This is a genomic window from Sphingomonas parva (ex Maeng et al. 2020) (genome assembly GCF_004564275.1).
GTDB classification, from domain to species: domain Bacteria; phylum Pseudomonadota; class Alphaproteobacteria; order Sphingomonadales; family Sphingomonadaceae; genus Allosphingosinicella; species Allosphingosinicella parva.
In genome coordinates, this window is the sequence record NZ_SPDV01000010.1 from 127,279 (window position 1) to 151,894 (window position 24,616).

General features: G+C 69.2%; 20 protein-coding genes. 12 read left to right on the forward strand and 8 right to left on the reverse strand.

The window, feature by feature from the left end:
- Window positions 1-27 precede the first annotated feature (27 nt).
- From E2493_RS07180 to E2493_RS07200, 5 genes are all read right to left on the reverse strand, one after another.
- On the reverse strand, window positions 28-2,694 hold the full coding sequence (locus E2493_RS07180) for an EAL domain-containing protein (RefSeq protein WP_135085175.1): 2,667 nt from the start codon (window positions 2,692-2,694) through the stop codon (window positions 28-30).
- A gap of 147 nt (window positions 2,695-2,841) precedes the next feature.
- Entirely contained in the window at window positions 2,842-3,270 is a 429-nt protein-coding gene (locus E2493_RS07185; RefSeq protein ID WP_135085177.1) for a PilZ domain-containing protein, read from the reverse strand.
- A 73-nt stretch (window positions 3,271-3,343) separates the two neighbouring features.
- Window positions 3,344-7,567, reverse strand: coding sequence for a translocation/assembly module TamB domain-containing protein (locus E2493_RS07190; protein ID WP_135085179.1), 4,224 nt, complete (start codon window positions 7,565-7,567; stop codon window positions 3,344-3,346).
- Window positions 7,567-9,564 (reverse strand): autotransporter assembly complex protein TamA, encoded by a 1,998-nt coding sequence (locus E2493_RS07195; protein ID WP_135085181.1) that lies wholly within the window; start codon window positions 9,562-9,564, stop codon window positions 7,567-7,569. Before E2493_RS07195 ends, E2493_RS07190 begins: the two co-directional genes overlap by 1 nt.
- Window positions 9,565-9,607: 43 nt before the next feature.
- On the reverse strand, window positions 9,608-9,820 hold the full coding sequence (locus tag E2493_RS07200) for a hypothetical protein (protein ID WP_135085183.1): 213 nt from the start codon (window positions 9,818-9,820) through the stop codon (window positions 9,608-9,610).
- Window positions 9,821-9,974: 154 nt separating this feature from the next.
- Here E2493_RS07200 and E2493_RS21140 point away from each other — a divergent pair, with 154 nt between their 5' ends.
- Complete coding sequence (locus E2493_RS21140; protein WP_167737435.1) at window positions 9,975-10,145, forward strand: hypothetical protein; 171 nt, start codon at window positions 9,975-9,977, stop codon at window positions 10,143-10,145.
- 19 nt (window positions 10,146-10,164) lie between these two features.
- Here the strand turns inward: E2493_RS21140 and E2493_RS07205 are convergent, their stop codons facing one another.
- Both E2493_RS07205 and E2493_RS07210 read right to left on the reverse strand, forming a co-directional pair.
- Window positions 10,165-11,091: a hypothetical protein gene (locus E2493_RS07205; protein ID WP_135085185.1), complete on the reverse strand. Its 927-nt coding sequence runs from the start codon at window positions 11,089-11,091 to the stop codon at window positions 10,165-10,167.
- Window positions 11,091-12,293: a TIGR04063 family PEP-CTERM/XrtA system glycosyltransferase gene (locus tag E2493_RS07210; protein WP_135085187.1), complete on the reverse strand. Its 1,203-nt coding sequence runs from the start codon at window positions 12,291-12,293 to the stop codon at window positions 11,091-11,093. Before E2493_RS07210 ends, E2493_RS07205 begins: the two co-directional genes overlap by 1 nt.
- A gap of 86 nt (window positions 12,294-12,379) precedes the next feature.
- On the opposite strand from E2493_RS07210, the gene E2493_RS07215 reads away from it, so the two are divergent.
- Window positions 12,380-13,327, forward strand: a complete 948-nt coding sequence (locus tag E2493_RS07215) for a right-handed parallel beta-helix repeat-containing protein (protein ID WP_135085189.1) — start codon at window positions 12,380-12,382, stop codon at window positions 13,325-13,327.
- Here E2493_RS07215 and E2493_RS07220 read toward each other — a convergent pair.
- Entirely contained in the window at window positions 13,324-15,075 is a 1,752-nt protein-coding gene (locus E2493_RS07220) for an asparagine synthetase B family protein (protein ID WP_135085191.1), read from the reverse strand. The genes E2493_RS07215 and E2493_RS07220 overlap by 4 nt on opposite strands.
- A 115-nt stretch (window positions 15,076-15,190) precedes the next feature.
- Here E2493_RS07220 and E2493_RS21145 point away from each other — a divergent pair, with 115 nt between their 5' ends.
- The 10 genes from E2493_RS21145 to E2493_RS07265 form a co-directional block, all read left to right on the forward strand.
- Window positions 15,191-15,361: a hypothetical protein gene (locus tag E2493_RS21145; RefSeq protein ID WP_167737426.1), complete on the forward strand. Its 171-nt coding sequence runs from the start codon at window positions 15,191-15,193 to the stop codon at window positions 15,359-15,361.
- The gene (locus tag E2493_RS07225; RefSeq protein ID WP_135085193.1) at window positions 15,354-16,790 is read left to right on the forward strand and encodes a DUF5935 domain-containing protein; all 1,437 of its coding nucleotides are present in this window, start codon (window positions 15,354-15,356) and stop codon (window positions 16,788-16,790) included. The genes E2493_RS21145 and E2493_RS07225 overlap by 8 nt, the downstream gene beginning before the upstream one ends.
- Window positions 16,791-16,860: 70 nt before the next feature.
- A complete protein-coding gene (locus E2493_RS07230) occupies window positions 16,861-17,961 on the forward strand; it encodes a DNA topoisomerase IB (protein ID WP_135085195.1) in 1,101 nt (366 codons plus the stop codon).
- A gap of 51 nt (window positions 17,962-18,012) precedes the next feature.
- Window positions 18,013-19,206, forward strand: a complete 1,194-nt coding sequence (locus E2493_RS07235) for a mechanosensitive ion channel family protein (RefSeq protein WP_135085197.1) — start codon at window positions 18,013-18,015, stop codon at window positions 19,204-19,206.
- A 95-nt stretch (window positions 19,207-19,301) separates the two neighbouring features.
- Window positions 19,302-19,913: a GyrI-like domain-containing protein gene (locus tag E2493_RS07240; protein ID WP_135085199.1), complete on the forward strand. Its 612-nt coding sequence runs from the start codon at window positions 19,302-19,304 to the stop codon at window positions 19,911-19,913.
- 416 nt (window positions 19,914-20,329) lie between these two features.
- On the forward strand, window positions 20,330-21,367 hold the full coding sequence (locus E2493_RS07245) for a hypothetical protein (protein WP_225421200.1): 1,038 nt from the start codon (window positions 20,330-20,332) through the stop codon (window positions 21,365-21,367).
- Window positions 21,364-21,933, forward strand: a complete 570-nt coding sequence (locus E2493_RS07250; protein ID WP_135085203.1) for a peptidylprolyl isomerase — start codon at window positions 21,364-21,366, stop codon at window positions 21,931-21,933. The genes E2493_RS07245 and E2493_RS07250 overlap by 4 nt, the downstream gene beginning before the upstream one ends.
- A complete protein-coding gene (locus tag E2493_RS07255; RefSeq protein WP_167737436.1) occupies window positions 21,923-23,743 on the forward strand; it encodes an OmpA family protein in 1,821 nt (606 codons plus the stop codon). Before E2493_RS07250 ends, E2493_RS07255 begins: the two co-directional genes overlap by 11 nt.
- Entirely contained in the window at window positions 23,740-24,213 is a 474-nt protein-coding gene (locus E2493_RS07260) for a hypothetical protein (RefSeq protein WP_135085207.1), read from the forward strand. Before E2493_RS07255 ends, E2493_RS07260 begins: the two co-directional genes overlap by 4 nt.
- A gap of 14 nt (window positions 24,214-24,227) precedes the next feature.
- On the forward strand, window positions 24,228-24,616 hold a 389-nt coding region (locus E2493_RS07265), incomplete at its 3' end, for a hypothetical protein (protein ID WP_225421201.1).

Here is a 24,616-nt window from a genome sequence, read left to right on the forward strand (position 1 = left end):
GTTTTTTCGTGTTGCGGCGCGGAGCCGTCAGCCGGCCTTGCGGCCGGAGCGCGATGCGGCCCCCGCCGGCTTCAGATAGCTTGGCGTGAGCATCTTCCCGCCGGGCGTGGTTGCGGCGGGTCGTAGCCGCGCCAGCCGGCGCAGCTCGAACTCGTCCTCGAAGCACAGGCCGACCTGACCGCTTTGGCACCAGCGAACCTGCGCGGGGAGCTGCCCGGCCTCGTCCAGATCGAGAAGAAGCTTCGTCTCCGGAGCAAGGTCGCGATCGCACTCGATCATCGCGCCGCCGGCGGAGATGTTGCGCAGGCGGACGGCGAGCTCCTCGTCGGCGACGTGGATCCTGCCCATCCGGATCAGGCGGTGGCGCGGCGGCCGGCTGAAGGCAACGACCTCGCTGGTCGGCTTGCTGGTCGCGGCGAGCGCATGGGCTTCCTGCGCCGGCATCGGCTTGCCGAAGATGAAGCCCTGAACCTGGCTGCAGCCGAGGCTGCGGATGAGCGTCAGCTCCTCCAGCGTCTCCGCGCCCTCGGCCGTGGTGTCCATGCCCAGGCTCTCCGCGAGCACGACGATCGCCCTGATGATCGCCGCGTTGCGGCTGCGGGCATTGGCCGCGCCGCGCACGAAGCTCTGGTCGATCTTGATCTTGTCGAGGGGCGCGTCACGCAGATGGCCGAGGCCCGAGCGGCCGGTGCCGAAATTGTCGAGCGCCAGGCGCACGCCGAGACCCTTGAGGCCGGCCAGGATCTGCTCAGGCGCGGCGCCGTCGACCGGGAACACGCCCTCGGTGATCTCCAGCTCGAGGCGCTCGGCGGCGAGCCCGGACGACGCCAAAGCGCTGGTCACCATCGCCGGGAGCGACGGATCGGCGAACTGGCTCGGCGACAGGTTGACGGCGATCCGGATGTGCTCCGGCCAGGTGGCGGCCTCGGCGCAGGCGGTGCGCAGCACCCATTCGCCGATCCGGGGCATCAGCCCGCATTCTTCGGCCAGCGGGACGATCACCGCCGGCGGCAGCACGCTGCGCACCGGATGGTGCCAGCGAAGCAGCGCCTCGAAGGCGACCACTTCTTCCGAAACCGACTCCACGACCGGTTGGAACAGCAAGCGGAACTGGTCCTTGGCGAGCGCCTCACGAAGATCCCGCTCGAGGATCTGCCGCTCCGTCGCCTGCGTGCGCATCTCCGGCGCGAAGAAACGGAAGGTGCCGCGGCCCGCAGCCTTCGAGGCGTAGAGTGCAAGATCGGCGTCGCGGATGAGCTCGGCGGGATCGGCCTGGCCGGGCCAGGCAACGGCAATGCCGATCGACGTGCCGACCTCGACCCGATGTCCCTCGATCTCATAGGGCTTGCACACTTCGGCGATCATTCGGCCCGCGATGTCGGAGAGCCGCGTCTCCTCGCCCACTCCGGGGAGGATCGCCTCGAACTCGTCTCCGCCGAGCCTGCCCACCTGCCCGTCCTGGCCGAGCACGTCGCTCAGCCGCTGGGACACGAGCTTGAGCAGCTTGTCGCCGACCGGATGGCCGAGCGTGTCGTTGACGTGCTTGAACCGGTCGAGATCGATCATCATCAGCGCACAGCCCTGTCGACGCTCCTCCGCGTTGGCGAGCGCCTGGTCGAGCATGGCGCGCATGGTCGGGCGGTTGGGAAGGCCGGTCAGGCTGTCGAAGCGGGCGAGCTTGCTCTTCTCGGCTTCCGAGCGGCGCTCCTCCGAAAGGTTGGCGCCGATGCCGCGGAAGCCCATGAAGCGTCCGAATTCGTCGAAATTCGGCGTGCCGGAGACCGACCACCAGACGTCGTCGCGGCCCGGGGCGCGGACGACCACATCGGTGAAAGGAAAACGCGCGGCGAGGTGGAAACCGAGGCTGCGGCGGGCGTCCGCCGCCTCCTCGCTCTCGGCGACCCGAAGCAGGGTCTCGAAGCGGCTGCCGATCACCGCATCCGGATCGCCGGCGATCTCGCGCGCCAGATCGGCCGAAAGATAGGTGATCAGGCCGTCGGCATTGGTCTCCCAGAACCAGCCGCGGCCGCATTCCTCGAACTCGGAGACGAAGCGCCGGGCCTTGCTCAGCTCCCATTGCGCGGCGAGCTGCTCCCGGGCGGTCGTGATCAGATCGCCGGCACGCGAAATTCCGAGGAAGACGAGGAAGCTGGTCGCCGCCGCGGCGACGCAGATCATCTCCGCCGCGGCGCTGGCGAAAGCGAGTCCGCAAACGGTGGCGGCGCAGGCCAGGATGAGGAGCAGCGGGACCGTGAAATAGGCGGCGATACCTGCGCCGAGCGCGGCGACCAGCGCAGCCTTGGCGGCGAGCGAGTCGCTCGCCGTGACCATCGACAGCGCCCAGAAGACCAGCCCGGCCACCACCAGGCTGTGCAGGCAGGCGAAGCGCAGCTTGGCATGGGGCGCGAGCGACGGGCGCCGGAACAGCGACCACAGACAAAGATCGGCCAGCACGAGGCCGCCGAGCGGCGCCGGCAACAGGCCGAGCGGCCGCCCTTCGATCAGGAATGTGCCGACCAGCAAGGCCACCCACAAGAGGTGCGATCCGATCAGGAACGGCACGGACACGGCCACGCCGTCGGCGCGGTCGGCAGCGACCTTCCTGTCCTGGGAGGACGCCGGTGCGGCGACGTCGAACGAAAGGAGCGTGCCGAAGCCGAGGCGCGTGGAGGCTTCGCTCCCTGCATCGCTCAACCCGGCAAAACGGCCCTTTCGCAACAGCCTTCCCCTCGATCACCGCGCGAACGCGCGCGGGGCGGCCTCAGCCTAGGCCGACATCCGTTAAGAAAATCTGATCTGAGGGCCGATTCCACGCGCGTGCACTGGCCCCGCACCAGGCGTTCAGGCGGCGTCATCCTTCTGCATCGGAAGAGCATTCAGGATCCGGCGGCGCAGCTGCTGCTCGGCATGATCGCGGCCGGCCTGCTTCGCCTGCGCGCGTTCGACGAGAAGCTCCGCGAGGGCGTGGCTGCGCTCGTGCAGAGTCCAGGAGCAGAGCGAGAGGTCGATCGGCACGAAGAAGCGGGCGCCAAAGTTGCGGCCCCGTTGCCATTCGACCTGCGCATCGACCGAACCGAGGCCGGGAATGTCCAGCGACACGGCGCTGCCCGGCTGTACCCGCGCTTCGCAGGACGCGCGAAATCCATTGGTAGAGAGATCGAGCATGGTCATCTCGACGCTGCTCCAGTCGTTGGGCCGCAGCCGCGCCTCGGCATTCACCCGCAGGCGCTCCGCTTCCCTTGTCCTGTCCCCCGCAATGCCAGATGCCATGAACCACCTCGTGCGTGCGAAGCGAGTCTAGCGGCGAGCCGTTAATGAAGTGCTGAGCGCGCCGGAGCGCCGCTCAATAATCCTTCGATATGCGAACGTTGACGCTCTCGCGGCCGATCGTCGAAATGCTGGACAGCAAGGAGAGCCAGCGGGTGATCTGATATTCCACCAGCGTCGCCGAATAGCCGCGCGCATCGGTCACCACCTCCACATAGACCCTGCGGCCGAGGTATTTGCCGGCGGCGATCGCCGTTCCCTGGCCGGTGGTGATGTCCGCCGGCACGATCCGCAGCCGGTCGAGCCCGGTCGCGGCGCGGACGGCGTTGATCGGATCGAGATTGCCGCCGCTGCTGTTCAGCGAGGCGACTGCGGCGGCGAGCTGAAGCGCCTCTGGGGCCGAGAGGTTGGTGATCGAGGTTCCGAACAGCAGGCGGCTGAGCAGCTCGTCCTGCGGCAAGGCCGGCGTGCTGGTGAAGCTGATCTCCGGCCTCTGTCCACGCCCGGTGACGCGGATGACGGCGTTCAGTCCCTGCACGCCGCCTTCGGCGGTGATGTCGAGCACGGGATTAACCGGGCTCTCGCCGAGGAAGCGGATCTGGCCCCGCGCCAGATCGAAGCGCCGGCCGGCGAAATCGTACGTGCCCCGCACGAGATCGGCATGGCCGCTGATCCGCGGCTCGGTGACGGTGCCGGCTACCTCAAGATCGGCGCTCCACTCGCTGTTGATGCCGAGCCCGGTCACGCTCAGACGATTCGGCGCGTCGACGTCGAGGTCCAGCCGCCAGGGCGTGAGCCGCCGCGCCACCGGGCGCTCGTCGGCCGGTCGGTTGACCTCCCGCACCGGAAGCCTGGGCAGTTGCGCCGCGGCGGTGACGCTGCCCAGGCGGAAGCTGCCGCTCACCAGCCGGACCTTGCCGGAGATGCTGCCGTCCTCCCCGTCCGAGCGGATCGCGATCGGGCCGGTCACCTGGGCGCGGATATCGTCGCGATCGAGCAGCTGCGCGGCCTCGGCGTCGAGGGCGATGTCCATGCCGAAGCCCTTCGGACCGGCAAGGTCGAACACGGCCCGTCCGCTGACCGTTCCGCCCCGCTTGGTTGCGCCCTTGAAGCTGTCGAGCACCAGGCGCGATCCGCCGAAGCGGCCGGCGGCGCTCAGTTTTTCGATCACCATGCCGGTGACGGCGCTCTCGACCCGTGCCCCTTCGGTGCGAAGCGAACCGCGGATCTGCGGGCTGGAGAGCGTGCCGCCGGCATCGGCGCCGACCGCCACCGGTCCGCTGACGTCGAGCAGCTCGACACCGGTCAGGCGCCACAAGGTGTCGGCGGGGCCATTGTAGCGCAGCTGCGCCGCCATCGGGGCGGCGGCGAGGCGTGCCGTGATGTCGCCGTGGGTCCCGATCGGCGAAAGCCGGGCCTGGGCGCGGCCGATCGTCCGGCCCTCGCTGACGGCGATGGCGCGAATGCCGGCGTTGCCGTCCTGCAGACGCGCGGCGACGCCGATGTCGACCGGTCGCGACGAGAGGACGAGACCCGAGCGCGTGAGGCCGCGCACGCGAAGATTCGCATCGCCGCTCGGCTGGCCGCCGTCCGCGGGGAAGCGATAGTTGAGGGTGCCGGACGCGCTGCCGCCGAGGCCCAGCTCCGGCCAGCCGATGTCGAGCACCGAAAGCGGCATCGCCTCCATGCGCGCGCGAAGCTCGGTGCCCGCGCTTCCCCACAAGCCGGCGACGGAAGCGCTGCCTCCGGCGAAGCGTAGCGAGGCGTCGTGCAGCCGCCAGCCGTCGCCTTCGCGGGTGAGCAGCGCCGGACGGGTCAGCTCGAGGTCGCGGCGATCGACCGAGCCGCGGCCGCTCAGCCTGATCTGTCCCGGGGCGAAATCCGCGGTGGCCGCGAAGCTGAAATTGCGGCCGCGGGTCCCCGAGATCTGCGTCTTCACCTGCCCCACCCCGCCGCGCATGCTGCCGGTGGCGGAGACGTTGGCGATCGACACGGCGCCGCGGCTGACGCCGCGTGCGGTCAGGCTGCCTTCGAGCGAGGTTCCCGCCGGATCGAGGATCGCCACGCCCTGAAGCCGGCCGCTGCGAATTGCGATCGGCGGCGGGCCGGCAAAGCGGGCGTTGTCGGCGCGGATGTCGGCGGCGATGCGCTGCATGCCGTTCCAGGGCGTGAAGACCAGCCGGCCGGCGAGCCCGCCGCCTGCGACGTCCAACTGGCCGGTGAAGCCGCCCGGATCGGACCGCAGCATGCCCGAGGCGCGGCTGTTCGAGACATCGAGCGATGCGATCCTGATCAGCGCCGGCGCGTTGCGCGGCAGCAGGATCGCGCCGGCCGATGTGAATGGTCCGAGATGCGAGCCGCCGACGGCCCGATAGGAATAGCCCTCCGCCGTCGGATCCAGCTGGAGGAGCACACTGGCGAGACCGAGCGCCGCATTGGGGCTGGCGAGGCGAATTGCGAGCCGCGGCCGGTCGATCCGGCCATCGAGCGACATGGCGAACGGGCCGTAGGTGGCCTGCCGCCCGTTGCCCTCGAAGAAGAAGGTGCCGTCGCGCCGACGATAGCCGTTGCCAACGATGCGGATCGCCGGCGCTGTCAGCCGCAGGTTGCGGAAGTGGAGGACCATGTCGTTGCCGCGAACGAGATCCGCTTCGAGCTGCGGCAGCCCGCCCGCAAGACCGGCGAGGAAGCGGTTGTCGAAGCGCCGGACCCAGGCGCGGCCCTTGCCGGTCACCAGCGTTCCGCGCCCGGCCGGATTGGGGACGACCTTCAGCTCGCTCGTCACGTCGACCAGGCCCAGCCCGGGAATGAAATAGCGAGTGACGCCGCCCGAGAGCACCACGTCGTAGCGGCCGGTGACGAGATCGACGAGCAGGCTGAGCTTGCCCTTCAACTTGTCGGAGGTGAAGGCGAGCCCCTCGCCTCTCAGCTGCTTCGCCGTGACCTTGAGCACGCCTTGGACGCGAAGGTTGGCGAGGATGCCGCCGGCCACGTCGCCGACGCCGGTGACGCGCCGCGCGACCAGGATGGCAGGCACGCTGACCGGCGCCCTGGACCAGCGGCCGCGCCCTTCCAGCCGAACGTCCTCGAAGCCGGTGCTGTTGAAGGCGACCCGGGGGGAGGTCACCCGATAGGCGAAGTTGAACCGGTCGAAAGCGCCGTTCAGCAGGGCCGTCAGCCGCACCCTTTGCCCGCTCATGTTCGGGAACATGGCGCGCGGACGGAGCAGATCGGCCCCGATCCGGACCGTTTCGAATCGGTTCCGGCCGAGATCGAGCGCTCCGGCCGCCTCGACCTTCAACGCCGGCGACCGCAGCGACACGCGTCCGTCCAGGCGGCGATTGGCGAAGGTGGCCTGGCCGGCGACGTCGACCCGCGGCGTCGTCAACCGCGCCTTCTTGCCCGTCCAGAACGGCGCGGGCGCCGCCCAGCCGGAAAGGCCGTAGCGCCCTTCGTCGGCGCGGAGCGCGAGCTCGGCCGTGCGGCGGCCGGAAAGATCGAGGCGCGCAGTGCCGCGCCAGGCCCGCCAGCTGCCGTCGCCCTCGACGATCAGCCCGATCGGACGCTGGGTGCCGAGCAGGGCTCCGACGACCCCTTTCTCCGGCGCCGCCAGCCGAAGATCGAGATCGAAGCGGTTGCGATCAGGCTCCGCGTCCAGCAGCAGGACGAGACGGTCGCCGCCGCCCCGGACCACGCCGTCGAGCCGGACCAGGGCGCGTCCGGCGCGGATGTCCGCCTCGCCGGACAGGCGGGCAGTGCGCGCCTCCCCCGCGATCGCCTTGCCGAGACGCATCTGGGCGATCTCGAGCCGGCCGACGTGGATGTCGAAGCCCGGCAGGACAGGCTTCGGCTCTTTCGATGGCCGCAGTTTCGGCAGCCGGTGGAGCGTGGCGAGATCCGCCTGGAGATCGTGGATGATCAGCCGGTTGGTGATCCAGCCGAGCGGCTGCCAGTCGACCTCGATCAGCGGTGATTCCGCGAACAGTCCATCGGGATCATAAAGGCGTACGTCGCGCAGCTTCGTGTCGTTCCAGATCGATCCTTCGATCCGCCCGATGTGGATCCGCAGACCGGAGTTCGGCGCGAGCGCGGCGATGCGATCGGCGAGGAAGCGGTGGCCGGCGCCGGTATCGAGCAGGATCGCCGCCCCGGCGGCGAGCACCAGCAGCGCGAGCAGGAGTCCGACGATGATCTTCGCGAGGCGCGACAGCCAGCGGCGGCGGCGGGGTCTCGCCCTGTCGGCGACGGGCGGGTCAGCTTCCGGCGGCGCCACGTCGGTCGGCGGGACGACTTCGTCCATCAAAAGGCCTGGCCGAGCGAGACGTAGACGGCGATGCGGTCGTCACCGGAGCGGCGGTCGAGCGGCGTCCCCACGTCGACGCGGATCGGCCCGAAACGCGTATGGTAGCGCAGGCCGAGGCCGGCGCCGAAGCGCAGATCGTCGATCTCCGGCAGCGGCGAGGTATAGATGTTGCCGGCGTCGAGGAAAGGGACGAAGCCCCAATCGCCCCAGCGGACGCGCGCCTCGATCGAGAATTCGGCGAGGCTGCGCCCGCCGATCGGATCGTCGAACACCGGATCGCGCGGACCGAGCCGCTGGAAGCCATAGCCCCGGACCGAGCCGCCGCCGCCGGCGTAGAAGCGCCGGGACGGCGCGATTCGGTCGCGGCTGGCGCCGAAGATCGTGCCGAGGCGGGTGCGGCCCGCAATGGTCACGGTGTCGGTAACCGGCTGGTAGAAGGTCGCGTCGATCTGCGCGCGCGAATAGCCGAACGGGCTGCCCTGGAACGACGCTTCCGGCGAGAAGCGGCCGGAGAGGCGGAAGCCCTCGGTCGGATCGAGCAGGTCGTTCGAGCCGTCATAGGACAGGGTGGCCGGCAGGGCACCGATGAAGAAGGTGCGGCTGCGCGTCGTCCCGGTGTCGAGGCGCACGTCGCGCTCATCCGAGGCGATCAGCTCGCCGCCGACCGACCAGGTCCACTTCTTCTGCCAGATGATGTTGGTCTGGCGTTCGAGAGCACCGGCCAGGAAGAAGCTGCGCGCCTCGAAGCCGGGCCGATCGACGTGGCTGGCCGCGATCTGCGCGGTCAGGACCTGGTCGCGCCGCAGGAAATTGTTGCGGCGAAGAACCGCGCCGACGAGCTGCTCGCGCGTTCCGGCGACGCCCCGGAAGGTGACCGCGCCTTCGGGCGGGATCAGATTGCGATGCTGCCAGCTCGCCTCGACCCTGATGCCTTCGCCCGTCCCGTAGCCGGCCTCGCCGGCGATCGTGCGCATCGGTGCGGGCTCGAGCGCGACGGCCAGGTCGACGGTCTTGCGGTCCGCGCTCTCCACCGGCCGGATTGCCACCGACGAGACGAGGCCGGTCGCGATCAGCGCGCGGCGGAGGTCCTCCACCATCGCCGCGGTATAGCCCTGTCCCGGATCGAAGCGGGCGATGGTCTGGATGTGGCCTGCGCTAAACAGCGGCCGGCCCTCGACGATGATCCGTCCGAAAGCGCGCGCCCCGTTCGGCTCGACCGGCAGCGTCAGCACCGCCGTGCGCGCCTCGTGATCGACCGCGACGTCGAGTTCGCCGACATCGGCGAAGGCGTAGCCGCGCCGGCCGAGCTCGGTCCGTAGCGCCGCCTCGCCTTCGGTCACCTTGCCGGCATCGACCGGATCCTGGGCGCGCACGCCGAACGCGTCGCGAAGCGCGGCCGCGTCAGCGCCGGCCTCGTCGAGACCGGGGAGTCGGACGTCGGCGAAGCGGTAGAGGGGGCCGGGCTCGGCCTCCAGCGTCACGCGCACCGGCCCGCCCGCCGACACCGGTGCCTCCACCCGGGGCTGAACCAGCGCGTCATAATAGCCGCGGCTGCGCAGCAGCTCGGCCAGCAGGTCCGCATCCTCGCGCGCGCGCCGATCGATCTGCGCCGCATTGGCGGGATCGTCCCGGTTCTGGGCCAGCGTCGACAGCGCGTCGAAGCGCGGCCTCAGCGCCTGCTCCAGCTCGGTTTCGAGCCCCGCGAGATCGATGGCGTAAAGACGTTCCGAGGCGGCGTCGGCGACACCCGCCTGCGGTGCCTCCGGAATCGCCGAGTCCTGCCCCTCCATCTCCGGCCAATCGACCCCGATGTCCGGCATCGGGTCGAGCGGCGCGGAAGGATCGAGCGGCGCATCGATCTCGGCGAACGGATCCGGTGCGGGCGGCGGCGCCGGCTCGGGCGCGTCCTGCGCGGCCGCGGGAGCAGGGCACAGCGGGAGGCATCCGGCAGCCAGAGCAGCCGCCGCACCCCACCCCGCGGAAAAGCGAAACATGCCGCGAATTTAGCCGGGGCGGACGGCCGCCGCCACCGGGAATCTACTGAAGGGGGCCGTCCGTGCTCTCTCGGCCGATCGTGCCGATCAGGCGCTCGATCTCACGCCAGTGGCAGAAGAGGATGACGTTGCCGAGATCGCGGCTTCGGCTGGCGCGAAGCTTGGCCTCGCCGGCAGCCTCGGCGCCGAAGCGCGCGATGAGATCGTCCGCCTCTGCAAAGGTCGCACGATGGGCAAAAAAAACCTGGTGATTCAATCTTCCCCCCGGAAGCCTTCGTTTGTTGCAGCCCGCCTACAGGACGAGAGTTGAGGAAGTGCTGACGCGGCTACCGCGAACGCCGCTGGCTTGACGCAAGACAGGCGCGAAGAGGAGGCTGGAACTCCCGATCCACGCCTGTCATTAGGCCCGCATGGGAAACGGCCGGTATACGCAGGCGGGGGGCTCGATCCTCGCGATCAGCATCATCGCCGGAACGGTTGCGGGCATCATCGTGCGCCAGCCGAGCATCGGATTTCTGGTCGGCGCAGCCGCCGGGGCGCTGCTCGCGTTCCTGTTCTGGCGGCACGAACGGCGCCGCTGACGGCGCCGCCGGAGCGCCCTCACCCGCGCGAGGCAAGCCTCTGGAGATCGGTCATTGCGCTGCGCAGACGGTCGGCGACAGTGTCGTCCGCGGCAGGGGCGGTCTGGGGTCCCGCGCCGGGCCGCTCACGACGGCGCAGCCCGCTTTCGAGCCGCGCCATCAGGTCCGAGATGCTCTCGTCGGCAGAGGCCGCAGGTGCCTCGCGGGGCGCCGGAGCAGCCGGCCTTTCGGCGGTCTGCTGCGTCTCGACCGGCGCGACGATCACCGCCTCGCGCGGAGGAACCTCGGGGACGACGGGCTCGGGAGCGGGATAGGCGACCGGCCGGAACGCCGGCGGCGGAGCGCGGTCCACCGACGGGGCAAGCGGCGGCGCGAGCTCGACGAACTCGACCGTTTCCGCCTCCCGCTCGGCGGGGACGAGCGGCTCGTCGGCGCCGCTCGCCGGAATCAGCGGCTCGTCGTCGGGCACCAGGAAGGACGGCAAGGGTCCGCGCGGCGTGGTCTCCGGCCCGGGCACGGCCTCGGCCGGGCTATCGAGCAGCAGCTCGTCGAACGGCTCGCCGAGCTCCCGCCCGGCGATCAGCGGCCGGCGCGCGGGATTGTCGGGATGCGCATCGGCGCGCCGAAGCCTGATCGGCAGGTTCACCGCCTGCGCTTGCTCGTCGAAATCCTCGGCCGTGCGCCGCGCCGGAAGCCGGTCGAGCAGCCGCATCAGCAGGAAGACGCCGGCGAACGCGCCGGCCGAGAGAAGGGCGGCGACTCCGAACCGGGCCTTGAGGCCGAGCGGCGGATTGGCCGCGGCGAGGATGTCCGGCAGGCCGGTCATCTGAAGCAGCGAGAACAGCCGCCACTCCGGCATGGCGGCGGCGGCGAAACCGACGGCAAGTGCGGCAAAGGCGGAGATTCCGAGGTCGAACAGACCGATTCGCGAAGTAGGACGAGCCATTAGAGCGCCTTGCCTGTGAGCCTCTGGTAGGTGGGCATGTATCTGGAAATATTTGAGGACCAGTTACGATCGCGCTCGACGAATTCCCGCGCCGCCCTGCGTCGGACGTCCCAGCCCTGGCGGTTCGCAAACAGCCCGGCGAGCGCCTCGGCAAGCGCGGCAGGATCTCCGGCGGGGAAGAGCGTGCCGGTAACGCCGTCCTCGATCAGCTCGCGGTGACCGCCGACGTCCGAAGCGGCGACCATCTTGAGCTGGGCCATCGCCTCGAGCGGCTTGAGCGGGGTCACCAGCTCGGTCAGCCGCATCCGCTTGCGCGGATAGGCGAGGACGTCGATCAGCCCGTAATAATGTTCGACCCGATCGTGAGGCACGCGGCCGGCGAAATGGATCCGGTCGCGGGCCGGCGACGCCTCGGCCTGCGCCTTGAGCGCGGCCTCCATCGGGCCGCCGCCGACGAGCAGCAGGTGGGCCCTGGGCCGGACGCGGAGCAGCATCGGCATCGCCGCGATCAGGTCGTCCAGGCCCTCGTAATCGTAGAAGGAGCCGATGAAGCCGATCACGTCGCCGCCCTCGATTCCGAGACTGCGGGCGAGATCGGGATCGCTCGCCACCGGACGCCCGAACAGGCCGAGATCGACGCCGTTGGGCGAGACGATGATCTTCTGCGGCGTGATGCCGCGTGCGATGAGATCCCGGCGGAGCCCGTCGCAGATCACCGCCACTGCGTCGGCGCGCCGCGCCGCCAGCGTCTCCAGCGCGCGGGTGGCGCGGTAGCGAAGCGTGCCCTCGCGTCCGGTGCCGTTGCCGACCGCGGCATCCTCCCAGAAGGCGCGGATCTCGTACAGCATCGGCACGCGCCGCCGCCGCGCGACCGGCAAGGCGGCCAGCGCGCCGAGCACCGGCGAATGGACATGGAGCTGATCCGGTTGCCAGGCCGTGACGAGCGCATCGAGTCGCTTCGACAGGGCGCGAATCTCCCGCCACTCGCGCAGGGGTGACGGGGCCGGTGCCGGCAAGGGCGTGCGATAGAAGGTGATGCCGTCGATCGTCTCGGGATCGGGGCCGCCGCGGCTGTGGCGCGCGCCGGTGAGGCACGCGACTTCGAGCCCGAGCGCCTGCTGGGCGGTGACGATCGCGCGAGTCCGGAACGTGTAGCCGCTCTGCAGGGGCAGGCTATGGTCGAGCACGTGGAGGATGCGCATCCCGCCTCTCTGCCATCCAAGGCTTAACGGCCCGTCAACCGCCCCCCTCTAGGCTTCGCGCGAACATCCTTGCGGAGGCCGACACGATGCCCGTCCCTGCCCGTCCCCTGATCGCCGCCGGTGCCGCTTTCGCGGTCCTCAACGCCGCGCCCGTCCTCGCCCAGGGCGCGGCGCCGTTCAGCATCTACGAGACCGGACAGCGCTTCGGCAGCCTCCAGGAGGCGGTCGCGGCGATCGGCGACGGCGACGGCACGATCTACATCGCGCCGGGCCGCTACCGCGAATGCGCGGTGCAGGAGGCGGGGCGGATCGCCTATGTTGCCGACGAGCGCGGCAAGGCGGTGTTCGACGGCACGATGTGCGAAGGCAAGGCGGCGCTCGTGCTGCGCGGTCGCGAAGCCCATGTCGAGGGCCTGGTATTCACCAACGCCAGGGTGCCGGACGGCAACGGCGCCGGCATCCGCATCGAGCAGGGCAATCTCAGCGTCGCCTGGACCGTCTTCTCGAACGGCCAGTGCGGCATCCTCTCGGCCAATGACGGCGGGAGCCGCATCACCATCGACCATGCGACGTTCAGCGGTCTTGGCAAGCATCCCGACGGCACCGGCGCGCACGCCCTCTATATCGGCGAATATGGTGCTCTGAAGGTGACCAACTCGCGCTTCGAGCGCGGCACCGGCGGCCATTATCTGAAGAGCCGCGCACCGCAGATCGAGGTGATCGGCAACAGCTTCGACGACAGCCAGGGAAGCGCGACCAACTACATGATCGACCTTTCCGGCGGCGCGACCGGGCGCATCGCCCGCAACACCTTCGTGAACGGCCGCGGCAAGGAGAATTACAGCACGATGATCGCCGTTGCCGCGGAAGGAAAGGCGCATTCCTCGGACGGCCTGGTGATCGAGGACAATGACGTCTCGCTCGCCCCTGGAGTGACCTACGAGACGGCCTTCGTCGGCGATTGGGCCGGGGACCGGCTGGTGGTGCGCAACAACCGGCTCGGCCGCGGCGTGAGCGGCGTCGAGGGGCGCTAGCCCCGCACCCTGGAGCCGAGCCGCGCCGCCAGATATTCCAGGTTGGCGATACGCATCAGCATGCCGTCGTCGGCGACGTTCCCGATGCGGAAGAAGCGGCGCATCGCCGGGAAATCGAGATCGATGACGCGGCCGAGGAAGTCGTCGGCGAGGTAACCGCTGCGCTGCGGCGCCGCACGGCGGAGGCGGCGCTGGAGGGCGTAGCTCTTCTGGCGCAGCCAGGCCGGGCGGATACGGCTCGACCATTCGGAGAAGAGATGGCGCGCGCCGGGCGGCTCGGCGAAATGGTGGCCGTAGGCGGAGGGCAGCCGCGCCAGATCGGGATCGATCGCGGCGAGCAGCTTCGCCTCGAACCGGCCGGCATGCTTCATTCGCATCGGCAGGGTCATGGCCTCGGCGACGACACGATGGTCGAGGAAGGGCATCAGATAGGGCCCATGCCGCCCTTCCAGGCTGATCTCGCGGCCGAAAAAGGAGCGGCAGCGTACGCGCGGGTAGATCTGCTCGATCAGCGGACGCGGCAGCGCGCCTCGATCGCCGGGCCGGCCGAGCGCCGCGAGGATCTTGTCCTCCACAGCCCGGAGGAAGCCGGCTTCGCCGAACGCTTCGGTCAGGTCGCGGCGGTCGTAACGGGCGAAGAAGGTGCGGGCTATCGCTGCCGCTGGCGCCGGCCGGTCGGGCAGATAGAAGAAATTGCGATAGATCTCGCCGCAACCTCCGGAGGCGGAGAGCGCGCCGCCGGGGTGCCGCGCGTCCCGCGCCGCGGCGTTGGCGCCGCTTTCGAAGATCTCGCCATAGACGGGCAGGCCGTCATAGTCCTGGAAGTTGCGCTCCACCTGCTCGGGAAAGGCGTCGGGTAGGAGTCGGCGGAACGCGCCCTTGTCGACCCACTCGACCTCGAAGCCCTGGGACGCTCCGATCCTCAGGGCGATGTCGACATCCTCGCTGCCGGGGCGGCCGTAGACATAGACGTTGGGTTTGCGGCCGGCCGCGCGCAGCGCGGCCAGGACGAGGCGGGAATCGAGCCCGCCCGACAGCGGGCAGCAGATCCGATCGCCGAACGGCTCGCTATGGGCCTGCACCACCGCGGACAGCCGATCGCGATGCGCCTCGATCCGGCCGCTCTCCGCCGTTTCGACCGGCGCGTCCGGCAGCGGCTTGGCGAGGGGATGAACATGCGCCGCGTCGCGGCCGAGCTCGACCATCGCCTCCGGGCCGAGCAGCTTCAGCTCGTTGAAGACGGTGTCGTCGCCGATCGGCACGACGTTGAAGGCCATTTCGTACACCGCCTGGGCATCGAAGCTGAGGGTCGGCAGCGCGCCCGCGGCGGCGAGGAAGGAAGTCGAGAAGAGCCGCGCGTCGTCATCGCGGAAGAGCTGGAAGGCGGCGAAATAGTCGGTGAACAGGAAGGTTCGTCCGCGACGATGGACGAGCGCGGCGAACTGACCGCCCAGCCGCGCCCAGTCCGGCCCGTGGGAAAGATCCATGGAGAGCAGCGCCGCGAGCGCCGGGCGCCCGATCCTCCCGTCGCAGGTCAGCGTGCCGGCCACCGCAACGAAATCCTCGCCCTGCTCGAGGAAGGTCTCGGGTCCGCCGAGGACGTGAGGCGCGTGGAGCACGCGCCAGCCGGGCACCGCACGCTCGGCCGGTGCAGCAAGGCCATGGCGCGCGAACTGGTCGCGGGCGCCGGCGAGCGCCGAAGCCGCGAATCCGGGGTCGCTGGTCCTGACGACGAAGAGGGCACCCATGGCGTGGCTCCTAGCGCGCGAAGCTTAAGATTTGGCGTCCGGCCGGCCAGGCTTAACGGGCCGTCAACCGCGCGCCTCTACACCGCCATGGGACAGACAGCCGAGGGCAGAGAGAGTGATCGACAATTTCGTCCTGGCGCTGACCCACGGGCTGATGCTGCTCGGCGCCTGGCGGATCCTCTTCCGCCGCGATCTCGACGACGACGGCGCGCCGGCGGAGACGACACGTGGCCCGGCCGCCGCCTGGGCGAAGCTGCGCGGAAAGGCGAACGCCGACCGTGCGTGACGTCGCCATCGTCCTCTTCCTGCTCGGTCTGCTGACGCTCGGCGCGCGACGGCCGTTCCTGTTCACGCTCGCCTACATCTACGTAGACACGGTCTCGCCCCAGCGCATCTCTTATTACCTGCTGAACAGCCTGCCGCTGTCGATGATCGTCGCCGCCCTCGCGATCGGCGGCTGGCTGCTCCTCGACGGCAAGAAGGGCACTCGCATCACCCTGTTCCAGGCCCTGGCGGGGCTGCTCGTCGTCTACGCCTGGTGGACCACGCAGAACGCGGTGGGACCCGCCGAGGCGGCGCTCCACAAATGGGACTGGGTATGGAAGGCCTTGCTGTTCGCCGCCTTCCTCCCCTTCGTGGTCCGCACCCGTCTGCGCATCGAGGCGGCCCTCCTCTTCCTGGTCCTCTCGGCCGGCGTGATCATCATCTCGGCCGGCATCAAGACGCTCGCCGGCGGCGGCGGCTACGGGCGGCTGAACCTGATGGTCGACAACAATACCGGGCTCTACGAAGGAAGCATCATTTCCACCTTCGCGATCGCCTTGGTGCCGATCATCGTCTGGTTCACCCGGCACGGCACGATCTTCCCGCCGGCGCCGGCCGCGGTGAAAACCGCCGCCGGCATCCCGCCGACGCGCACCGCGCGCGGCCCCGGTCTGATGATGAAATACTTCTGCTGGGCCCTGATCTTCGCCTGCCTGCTGATCCCGATCGGCACCGAGGCGCGCACCGGCCTCGTCTGCATCGCCGCGCTCGCCGTGCTGATGCTGCGCGACGTCAAACGCCGGTTCGTCTACCTCGGCCTCGTCGCCTTCGCCGGCATGCTGTCGGTGCCGCTGCTGCCGCAGAGCTTCCAGGAGCGGATGGGCCTCATCCAAGGCTATGCTTCCGACAGCTCGGCCGGCTCGCGCCTCGCGGTGTGGAAATGGACGATCGACTTCGCCCGCGAGCATCCGACCGGCGGCGGTTTCGCGGCCTATCACATCAACCGGCTCGAGGTGGAGACGACCCAGGTCGTCCACGAGGGCGGGGTCGAGCGCGTCGTCCAGATGAAGCTGGTCGACGAGGGTCGCGCCTGGCACAGCGCCTATTTCGAGATGCTGGGGGAGCAAGGCTATCCCGGCCTGCTCCTGTTCCTGATCATCCATGCGTCCGCCTTGCTGAAGATGGAGAGGATCCGCCGCCGCTATGCGAAAGCGGCAGGCGACAAGGCGTGGATCGGTTCGCTCGCCACGGCCCTCCAGCACTTCCAGATCATCTATCTGGTCGGCGCCCTGTTCTCGGCCATCGCCCTCATTCCGTTCGTGCTGCTGATGCTCGGCGTGCAGACCGGCTTCGCCCTGGTCGTCGCCCGGCGCGAGCAGGCGGAACGCGCCGGAGCGAAGGCGCGCGGCTGGGGGCGTCCGACCACGCTCGACCAGCCCGCGACGGTGTGAGGGCGCCTTTCCGGGGCTCGTCGCACGCGCGCCGGCGGAACGAAGCCCGCGGCGGGGCGCTTAGGGCGGGATGATCCGATACGTCGACGACAGCAGCCCCGGCATCACGCGCAAGCGGCAGGGGCGCTACTGGATGTACTTCGCGCCGGACGGCAGCCGCATCACCGACCGCGACGAGATCGACCGGCTAAACGCGGTCGGCATGCCGCCGGCCTATGAGCGCTGCTGGTTCTGCCCTAATCCCGAAGGGCACATCCAGGCGGTCGGCTGGGACGCGCGCGGCCGCAAGCAATATCGCTATCACCCCGCCTTCCGCGAGCAGCAGGAGAGCCGCAAATATGAACGGCTCGCCCATTTCGGTCGCGCGCTGCCCAAGCTGCGCAAGCGGGTCGAGGCCGATCTCGCCGGCAAACCCACGGCGCGGGAGACCGTCCTCGCCGCCGTCGTGCGGCTGATCGACGAAACTCGGATGCGCGTGGGCAACGAGGAATATGCCAAGGAGAACAAGAGCTTCGGCGCGACGACCCTGCGCAACCGCCATGCCCGGGTGGAGCGGGGGCGGCTGAAGATCACCTACACGGGCAAGCATGGCATCAAGCGGACGGTGACGATTGCCGATCGCAACCTCAGCCGGATCGCCAAGCGGACGCAGGACCTGCCCGGGCAGAATCTGTTCGAATATCTCGGTGAGGACGGCGCGGTCTGTCCGGTCACCTCGAGCGACGTCAACGCCTATATCAAGGAGGCGATGGGCGACGATTTCACCGCCAAGGACTTTCGCACCTGGGGCGCCAGCGTGATCGCGTTCGAGGAGATGCTGAAGCGGATCGAGAAGCACGGCACGGTCAAGCTCAAGAGCGTGATCGAGCCGGTCGCCGAGGCGCTCGGCAACACACCCGCGATCAGCCGCAAGTCCTACGTCCATCCGGCGCTGATCGAGGCGGCGAAGGATGCCGGGGCGATCGGCGAGACGAAGCTGCCCCGTGCCACCCGCCACCTGTCGGCCGCCGAGCGCGGGCTGATCGAGTTTCTCGACGCTTTGCCCAAGGAGCAGGTCAAGGTGGACGCGAAGGTGCAGCGCCGGTCGCGCGCCAAGGGCAAGAGCAAGGCCGCCGCCGAGGCCGAGGTCGCGGCCGAGACACGGAGGAAGACGGAAGCCGAGGCCGCCTGACGCGCATCGCGCGCTTGGACCCTGCCCGATCTTCCCGCTAAAGCCGCCCCCATGAGCAACCAGAGCAACGGCGTCAGCGAAGCCGCGCAGAACCTCAGCCAGACCACCGGCAACCTTGCCAACGAGGCGAGCAGCTGGATCTCGAACAACGCCGTAGACATTCTGATCGCCGGAACGGTCGGGCTGCTCATCGCGCTTGCCCTGTTCGGCGTGCGCGCGCTCGGCGCACGGCTGGTGCGGCGCATGACGACCCGCGAAGGCGAGGCGCATTGGCCGGTGATCTTCGCCAGGGTGGTGGTGCAAACCAAAGGCTATTTCATCGTCCTCTCGGCGTTCGAGCTGGTCGCCGAACACGCCGAGACTCCGCCGGCGATCCTCGGCGCGATCCACTTCCTGTTCGTCATCGCCGCGGCGATCCAGGCGGCGATCTGGGGCCGCGAGCTCATCCTCGGCTACGTCCAGCATCGCGCCGGCGTGGACGACGAGCATTCCACCCTCTCCTCCGCGATGGGGATCGTGCGGCTGCTGGTAACGGTCGCGCTGTTCGCGATCGCCATCATCGTCATCCTGGACAATCTCGGCGTCAACGTCACCGGCCTGGTCGCCGGCCTCGGCATCGGCGGCATCGCCATCGGCCTCGCCGCGCAGGGAATCTTCAGCGATCTGTTCGCGGCCTTGTCGATCATCTTCGACCGCCCGTTCCGGCGCGGCGACACGATCACCTTCGCGACCTTCACGGGAACCGTCGAGAAGATCGGCCTCAAGAGCACCCGGATCCGCGCGCTCAACGGCGAGCAGATCGTCGTCTCCAATACCGAGCTGCTCAAGACGCAGCTGCAGAACTGGGCCAAGCTCGAACGGCGGCGTGCCGTCATGGTGTTCGGCATCACCTACCAGACGCCGCCCGACACGATCGCGCAGATCGGGAGCGAGCTGAAGGCGATCGTCGAGCGCCAGCCGCTGGCCGCCTTCGACCGCGCCCACGCCTTCCAGTTCGGCGCCTCGTCGATCGATTTCGAGTTCATCTTCCACGTCGACGCGGCCGACATGGCCGTGTTCATGGCGGTACGCGAGGCGATCATGATCGCTATGATGCGCCGCTTCGCCGAGATGGGCGTCGAGTTCGCCTATCCAACCCAGGTGACCTTCACGGCGGCACCGGACGGCAAGCTCGTGATGCCCTATCCGCACGTCAAGGTGCTGGCCGAGGGTGACTGCGCCGCGGAGCCGGCGGCGGGCGCCTGAACGCCTCGCTTGCCCCCGCTCCGGCGGATGGGCAATGTCCCTGCGCCCGCAGCAGGAGCGGTGCCGCCGGGCGCCGCGGGAAAGGGGTGGCGGCGATGGAGAAGATCGACCTCAAGAAGGCCCGCAAGCCGCTGTTCACGGCGCCGGTCGGCCGTTTCGTGGCGCTCGACGTCCCGCCTGTCCGCTACCTGATGGCCGACGGTCATGGTGATCCGAACGGCACCCCGGACTATCCGCTTGCCGTCCAGAGCCTGTTCGCCACCGCTTTTGCGATCAAGTTCGCCTGCAAGGCACGCCGTCGCGACTTCGTCGTGCCGCCTCTCGAGGGTCTCTGGTCGGCAACGGACCCGGCCAGCTTCACGGCCCGCCGCAAGGACGAATGGGACTGGACGATGATGATCATGGTCCCCGACCATGTCGAAGAGGCGGATTTCGATCGCGCCAGGGCGGCGAGCGAGGCGAAGCTGGGCAAGGTCTCCGCCACGCTCCGGCTGAAGACTCTGCACGAGGGGCTTTCACTGCAGGCGCTGCACATCGGCAGCTACGACGACGAAGGACCATTGCTCGCGCGGCTGCACGACGAGATCATGCCTGAAGGGGGCTACGGCTTCGCCGGCCCTCACCACGAGATCTACCTCAGCGATCCCCGCCGGACGCACGCTTCGAAGCTGAGGACGCTGCTTCGCCAGCCGGTTCGAAAGGTCTGATTCCGCGAAGCTATTTGCTTTGCCAGAGTGAAGTTGGACCGAGGCGGCGCCACTCTGGACCAATCTGCCTTATGGTCATTCCAGACCTCATGATAATCATGGGCTAGCTACGTGGCTCGTCCAGCGCCGAATTGATGCGGCTGGGGAAGTCACAGGCGGGGACCTGTCGAGTTTCAGACAATAGATGAATGTCATCGTCTATGACATTCCCGGACGTCCTTTGAAGGATGCGCCGGAACAACGAGCTATTGTCGGCGCGCGGGGTAATTAGTCGCATGGATCAGGTAGAATTGAGTATCGCATCGGCTGAAGGGCCTGGAAACCCAGCGGATGCGCGCAGCACAAGCGACCTGCCCGGGCACCCCCCGGCTCTCGGTCCCGCCACGGAGGGCACGTCGACCGGCGTCGTCGACATCGTGATCCGCGACGTTGGCCGTGCGAAGCCGCGCGCCGCATCCGTGATGGCCGAGCTCTTCGGCGTTCCGATCGAGGCGGTGGTCGCCGCAATCTACCGCGCGCCTGCACGGCTGCTCGCCGGCTTGGAGCCTGGCACCGCCCGTCGGCTGGTCGCCTCCCTCGCCGAGCTCGGCCTGACGCTCGACATCGTACCCGGCGGCGGCGCGCTGGACGCCGGCCCGGCGCTCGATCTTGCCGCCGAGATCGACGATCCGGCCTTGGCGGATGCCGCCACTGCCGTGATCGCCGAGTTCCTCGGCCTCCCGCAGGAAGAGGCGCTCGAACTCCTGATGACGCCGCCCGGCGTGATCATGGGCAATGTCAGCGCAGCGACGGTAGAGGCGTTCGCGCGGCGCCTGCCGCCCGGCGCGCTGCGGCTCGCCACCGCCGATCCGGCGACCTCGCGTTACGCGCTGTTCGCCGGCGGGCTCGACGCCGGCACCCGGGCCGCGGTCGAGGCGGTGGTCGGCGCATCAGGCACGGCCGACAACGGCGGGCTCGTCGCGCTCGACCTCAATCACGAGGATTCGAACCGGCTGTGGCGACGGCTGGCCGGAACGCCCGGGGCGCGGCTGGTCAACCAGGCGTTCCTCCGCTTCGAAATGGTGCTGACCGGCATCGCGGCGGTGGACGAGCCGACCGCGGCGGCGCTCGAGACGCTGGCCGGCGTCCCCGCCGAGGCGCTTCCGGAGCTCGCCGGATTGCTTCCGGTCGTCGTCGAGGACGGTATTCCCCACGAGAGAGTCGAGGCGCGGCTGCTCGATTATGCCGCCCACGGACTCGCGGTGACCGCCCGCCTCGCCACCTTCGCCGAACAGGTGCTGGTCGTCGACAGCGGGCCGCCGGAAGCGCTGGCGTTGCTCGGCATCGACACGGCCGCGGCGCTGCCGCTCCGCCTCCCGCCGCTCCCCGCGCCGCGCGCCCGGCTGGCGCGGCACCGCCTTGAAGCCGCCGGCGCCGACGTCAGCCAGTTCCAGGCTCCGGATCGCGCGGCATGAACGATCCCAATCCCGACCGTCACCGGCTGCACATGGGGATTGCGGAGGCCGGCAAGCTGCTTGCGGTCAACGGCAGGCACAAGGAAGCGCTGAACCGCTATCGCGAGGCTTTGCGCCTCGCACACTCCGCGCAGGCGCCGCAGCTGTTCGGCCGCCATTACCTTCAATGCGTGCTCGAAAGCCTGGAGCATCTCTCCGACCATGTTAACGTGCAGGATCTGGCCGGTCGCGCGGCGGATGCCGCCGCCGAGGCCGGAGACACGCCGTTCCACAGGCGCGACCGCGCGTCCCTGCTCGAGCGGGTCGGCGTCGCCCAGCTCAAGGCCGGCCTGCGCGCAGAGGCCGAGGCCACCCTCCAGCAGGTGATCGAGCTCGCCGGCCCCGAAGGGCAGCCCCTGTCCGCGCTGCTGCTCGACTGGATGAAGCGCGGCTTCGAGATCAGCCCGGGCCGGCTGGCGGAGGCGCAGCGCAGACACGCTTATTGGGCGGTGCGTCCCGACACGGTCGACGCCACCCGCGCCATCGATGTGCCGGTATCGAGCAGGGAGATTTTCCATGGCGGATGACGTCAATCCGATCGAGACGATGACCCCCGGCCAGATTCTCGCCGAGGCGAGCGTCGCCGATTTCATCAAGGCGCTGGGCCTGAGCATCGCCGACGCGCAGAAGGCGCTCGACGTGAACTCGATCTCCCAGATCGGCGAATATGCCGAGAAGCGGGAGGGCCTCGACAACAAGTCGCTGCTCCAGCTCGGCCTCTCCCCGCCCTTCTACCATTATCAGCATGCCGATCTCTCGGTCTCGATGCAGCTCACCATGAAGGTGGGCAAGGCGAGCGCGTTCGGGATCGGGGCCAAGGTCGATTTCGGCCTCGGCGGCGGCACCTCCGGCTCGGCCAAGGCACGCGAGGCGCAGGTCACGCTGAAGAAGCTGCCGGCGAGCGTCACCGTCGACGGGACCAAGACCGATGCCGCCGGCGCCGACCTCGAGGCCGCAGGGGAGGCACTCGCCGTCAAGCTGCGCAGCCCGACCGGCAAGTTCGAACGGGCCTATGTCAACAGCACGCACAAATCGGTCGCCGCCGAGCTCGACCCGGCCAGCGCCAAGAACCCGATCCTGACGCCGGGTGCGGTCGCGTTCCTGCCGACCGCGGCGAGCAGCTCGGGAATCATCCGCATCATCGAGACTCCGGCGCCCAATCAGAAGGAGACGTTCGTCCTCGCCGCCGACAAGTCGACCGAGGTGTCGAGCGAGGCCAACAAGCTCCTCTACGCCCGCAAGGTGGTGACGCAGATCAACGCGCTCGGCGGCTTCAAGGCCAAGCTCTCGCGCGATCCCGGCGGCAGCTCGAACGCGCCGGACGCTCCAGGCGCACTCGGTATCGCATTGTTCGACACCGGCAGCTCGGTGATCAAGAAGGCGGCGCTGGAAGAGCTCGAGCTCGTCGCGCGGCTGATCCAGGCCGGCAATCTCAACGTCGACATCACCGGTTACGCCGACACCCGGGATACGGAAAAGAACAACAAGGACCTGGGCCAGAACCGCGCCAACGCCGTCGCCAAGCAGCTTCGCGCGTTCAAGGTCACCGACGCACAGATCAAGTCGGTCACCAGCGGCGGCGAAACGCATTGGAACGATGCGCCGCAGAACACCGACAATGCGCAGTTCCGCCGCGCCGAGATCACGCTGGCCGGCAGCACGGACCTGTTCATCATCGTCGACAGCGATACCAGCCAGCTGCAGGCGACGCCGCTGCCGGACAAGACCAGCAGCGGCGAAGGCAACGGCTTCATCCTGGTGAGGGCGTTCACCGCCCAGGCCGTCGACGCGACCAAGCTCAAGATCGGCGATCCCCTGACCGCGATCGACATCAAGCCCGACGCGGTCAACAACGGCACCGACAATTTCGCGGCGGGCTCGCCCCAGGCGTTCGCCTTCAACCTCGCCAAGGCGATCAACGACGGCAGCGACACCCACAAGGCGCGCGCCACCCGGCGCGGCTCGGTCGTGCTGCTGGCGAGGGCCGACGACGTCGTCACGATCGACCTGCTCACCCTCTCCTCGGACGACATCAAGCTCTCCGCCGCGGACGGCGCGTCGGTGACGAAGCCGCTTGCCGCGATCACGCCGGCGGGCCCGACCGCCAGCAAGGACAAGCCGAACGTCACTCTCGCCGTCGGCGTCGCGGTAGATTACCGCACCAGCCGCCAGTTCGAGCAATCGGTCAACGGCAACAGCTCGATCACCGCCCGCCTGGTGGCCGTCCCGGCGCCCGTCGAGTTCCTGGACGAGATCAAGAAGTTCCTCGAGCCGACCCCGACGCCGGCTCCTAGTCCGACTCCGACGCCCACTCCGTCGCCGGCGCCGACGCCATGACCGAGACCGTCTCCGTCACCCAGCAGCTGATCTCGGCGCCGCTGCCGCAGATCATCGAGCGCCTCGGTATCGCCGTCGCCGACGCCCAGCGCGCGCTGGACGAGAACAGCATCAAGACCGCGGCGGCGATGGCGACCAGCGAGGTCGAGATCGGCGAGGAGAGCTACAATCTGCTCACCCTCGGCTTCACGCCGACCTTCTACGCTTTCACCGAGGCGACGGTGGAGGCGAAGCTCAGCTTCTCGATGACGGAGACGACCGACTTCGCGATCAGCGCGGGCGCCACCGTCGGGGTCAACGTCGGCGTGGTGATGGCGGCGGCCACCGTCAACGTCTCCTACGCCCGCAAATTCTCGGTCGGCGCAGAAGGGACGAGCTCGATCGCGGCGCGGCTCGTCTCGCTGCCGGTGCCCGACCAGCTCGACAAGATCCTGCGCAAATTGAGTGAACCCCCACAAGCTCCCGCCTGAGGAAGGAGACCGACATGGCAATCGGCCAGGAACTACTGAACGTCCCGATGGGCGACATGATCCGACAGATGGCACTGGCCATTGCGGAGGGTCAGGTCCAGCTGGACGCGAGCTCGATCGAGGTCGCGGAGATGATGGGCGGGTTGCGCCTCATCTACGACGAGAAGGGCAACCAGACGTTCGACGACAGCCGGATCTTCTTCGGCTTCGAGCTGATGACGGTGGCGGAAGCCGAGGCCTATATCGCCGCGGACGAGGCAATGACCGGCGGCGACAAGAGCGCGCTCACCAAGATCATCAACGATCAGAAACCGGGCGCCGGGACGACCGGCCTTATCCGGGTGCCGACCCGGCTGTCGATGCTCGAGCTGGGCTTCACGCCGACCTTCTACCAGTTCGTCGA

What these genes read in the sequence shown, in the direction of transcription:
- E2493_RS07205 (WP_135085185.1), bottom strand. Translation starts at nt 11,091, where the DNA reads ATGGCTCGTCCTACTTCGCGAATCGGTCTGTTCGACCTCGGAATCTCC.
- E2493_RS07235 (WP_135085197.1), top strand. Translation starts at nt 18,013, where the DNA reads ATGAGCAACCAGAGCAACGGCGTCAGCGAAGCCGCGCAGAACCTCAGC.
- E2493_RS21140 (WP_167737435.1), top strand. Translation starts at nt 9,975, where the DNA reads ATGGGAAACGGCCGGTATACGCAGGCGGGGGGCTCGATCCTCGCGATC.
- E2493_RS07250 (WP_135085203.1), top strand. Translation starts at nt 21,364, where the DNA reads ATGAACGATCCCAATCCCGACCGTCACCGGCTGCACATGGGGATTGCG.
- E2493_RS07190 (WP_135085179.1), bottom strand. Translation starts at nt 7,567, where the DNA reads ATGGACGAAGTCGTCCCGCCGACCGACGTGGCGCCGCCGGAAGCTGAC.
- E2493_RS07255 (WP_167737436.1), top strand. Translation starts at nt 21,923, where the DNA reads ATGGCGGATGACGTCAATCCGATCGAGACGATGACCCCCGGCCAGATT.
- E2493_RS07230 (WP_135085195.1), top strand. Translation starts at nt 16,861, where the DNA reads ATGATCCGATACGTCGACGACAGCAGCCCCGGCATCACGCGCAAGCGG.
- E2493_RS07260 (WP_135085207.1), top strand. Translation starts at nt 23,740, where the DNA reads ATGACCGAGACCGTCTCCGTCACCCAGCAGCTGATCTCGGCGCCGCTG.
- E2493_RS07215 (WP_135085189.1), top strand. Translation starts at nt 12,380, where the DNA reads ATGCCCGTCCCTGCCCGTCCCCTGATCGCCGCCGGTGCCGCTTTCGCG.
- E2493_RS07240 (WP_135085199.1), top strand. Translation starts at nt 19,302, where the DNA reads ATGGAGAAGATCGACCTCAAGAAGGCCCGCAAGCCGCTGTTCACGGCG.
- E2493_RS07185 (WP_135085177.1), bottom strand. Translation starts at nt 3,270, where the DNA reads ATGGCATCTGGCATTGCGGGGGACAGGACAAGGGAAGCGGAGCGCCTG.
- E2493_RS07220 (WP_135085191.1), bottom strand. Translation starts at nt 15,075, where the DNA reads ATGGGTGCCCTCTTCGTCGTCAGGACCAGCGACCCCGGATTCGCGGCT.
- E2493_RS07195 (WP_135085181.1), bottom strand. Translation starts at nt 9,564, where the DNA reads ATGTTTCGCTTTTCCGCGGGGTGGGGTGCGGCGGCTGCTCTGGCTGCC.
- E2493_RS07210 (WP_135085187.1), bottom strand. Translation starts at nt 12,293, where the DNA reads ATGCGCATCCTCCACGTGCTCGACCATAGCCTGCCCCTGCAGAGCGGC.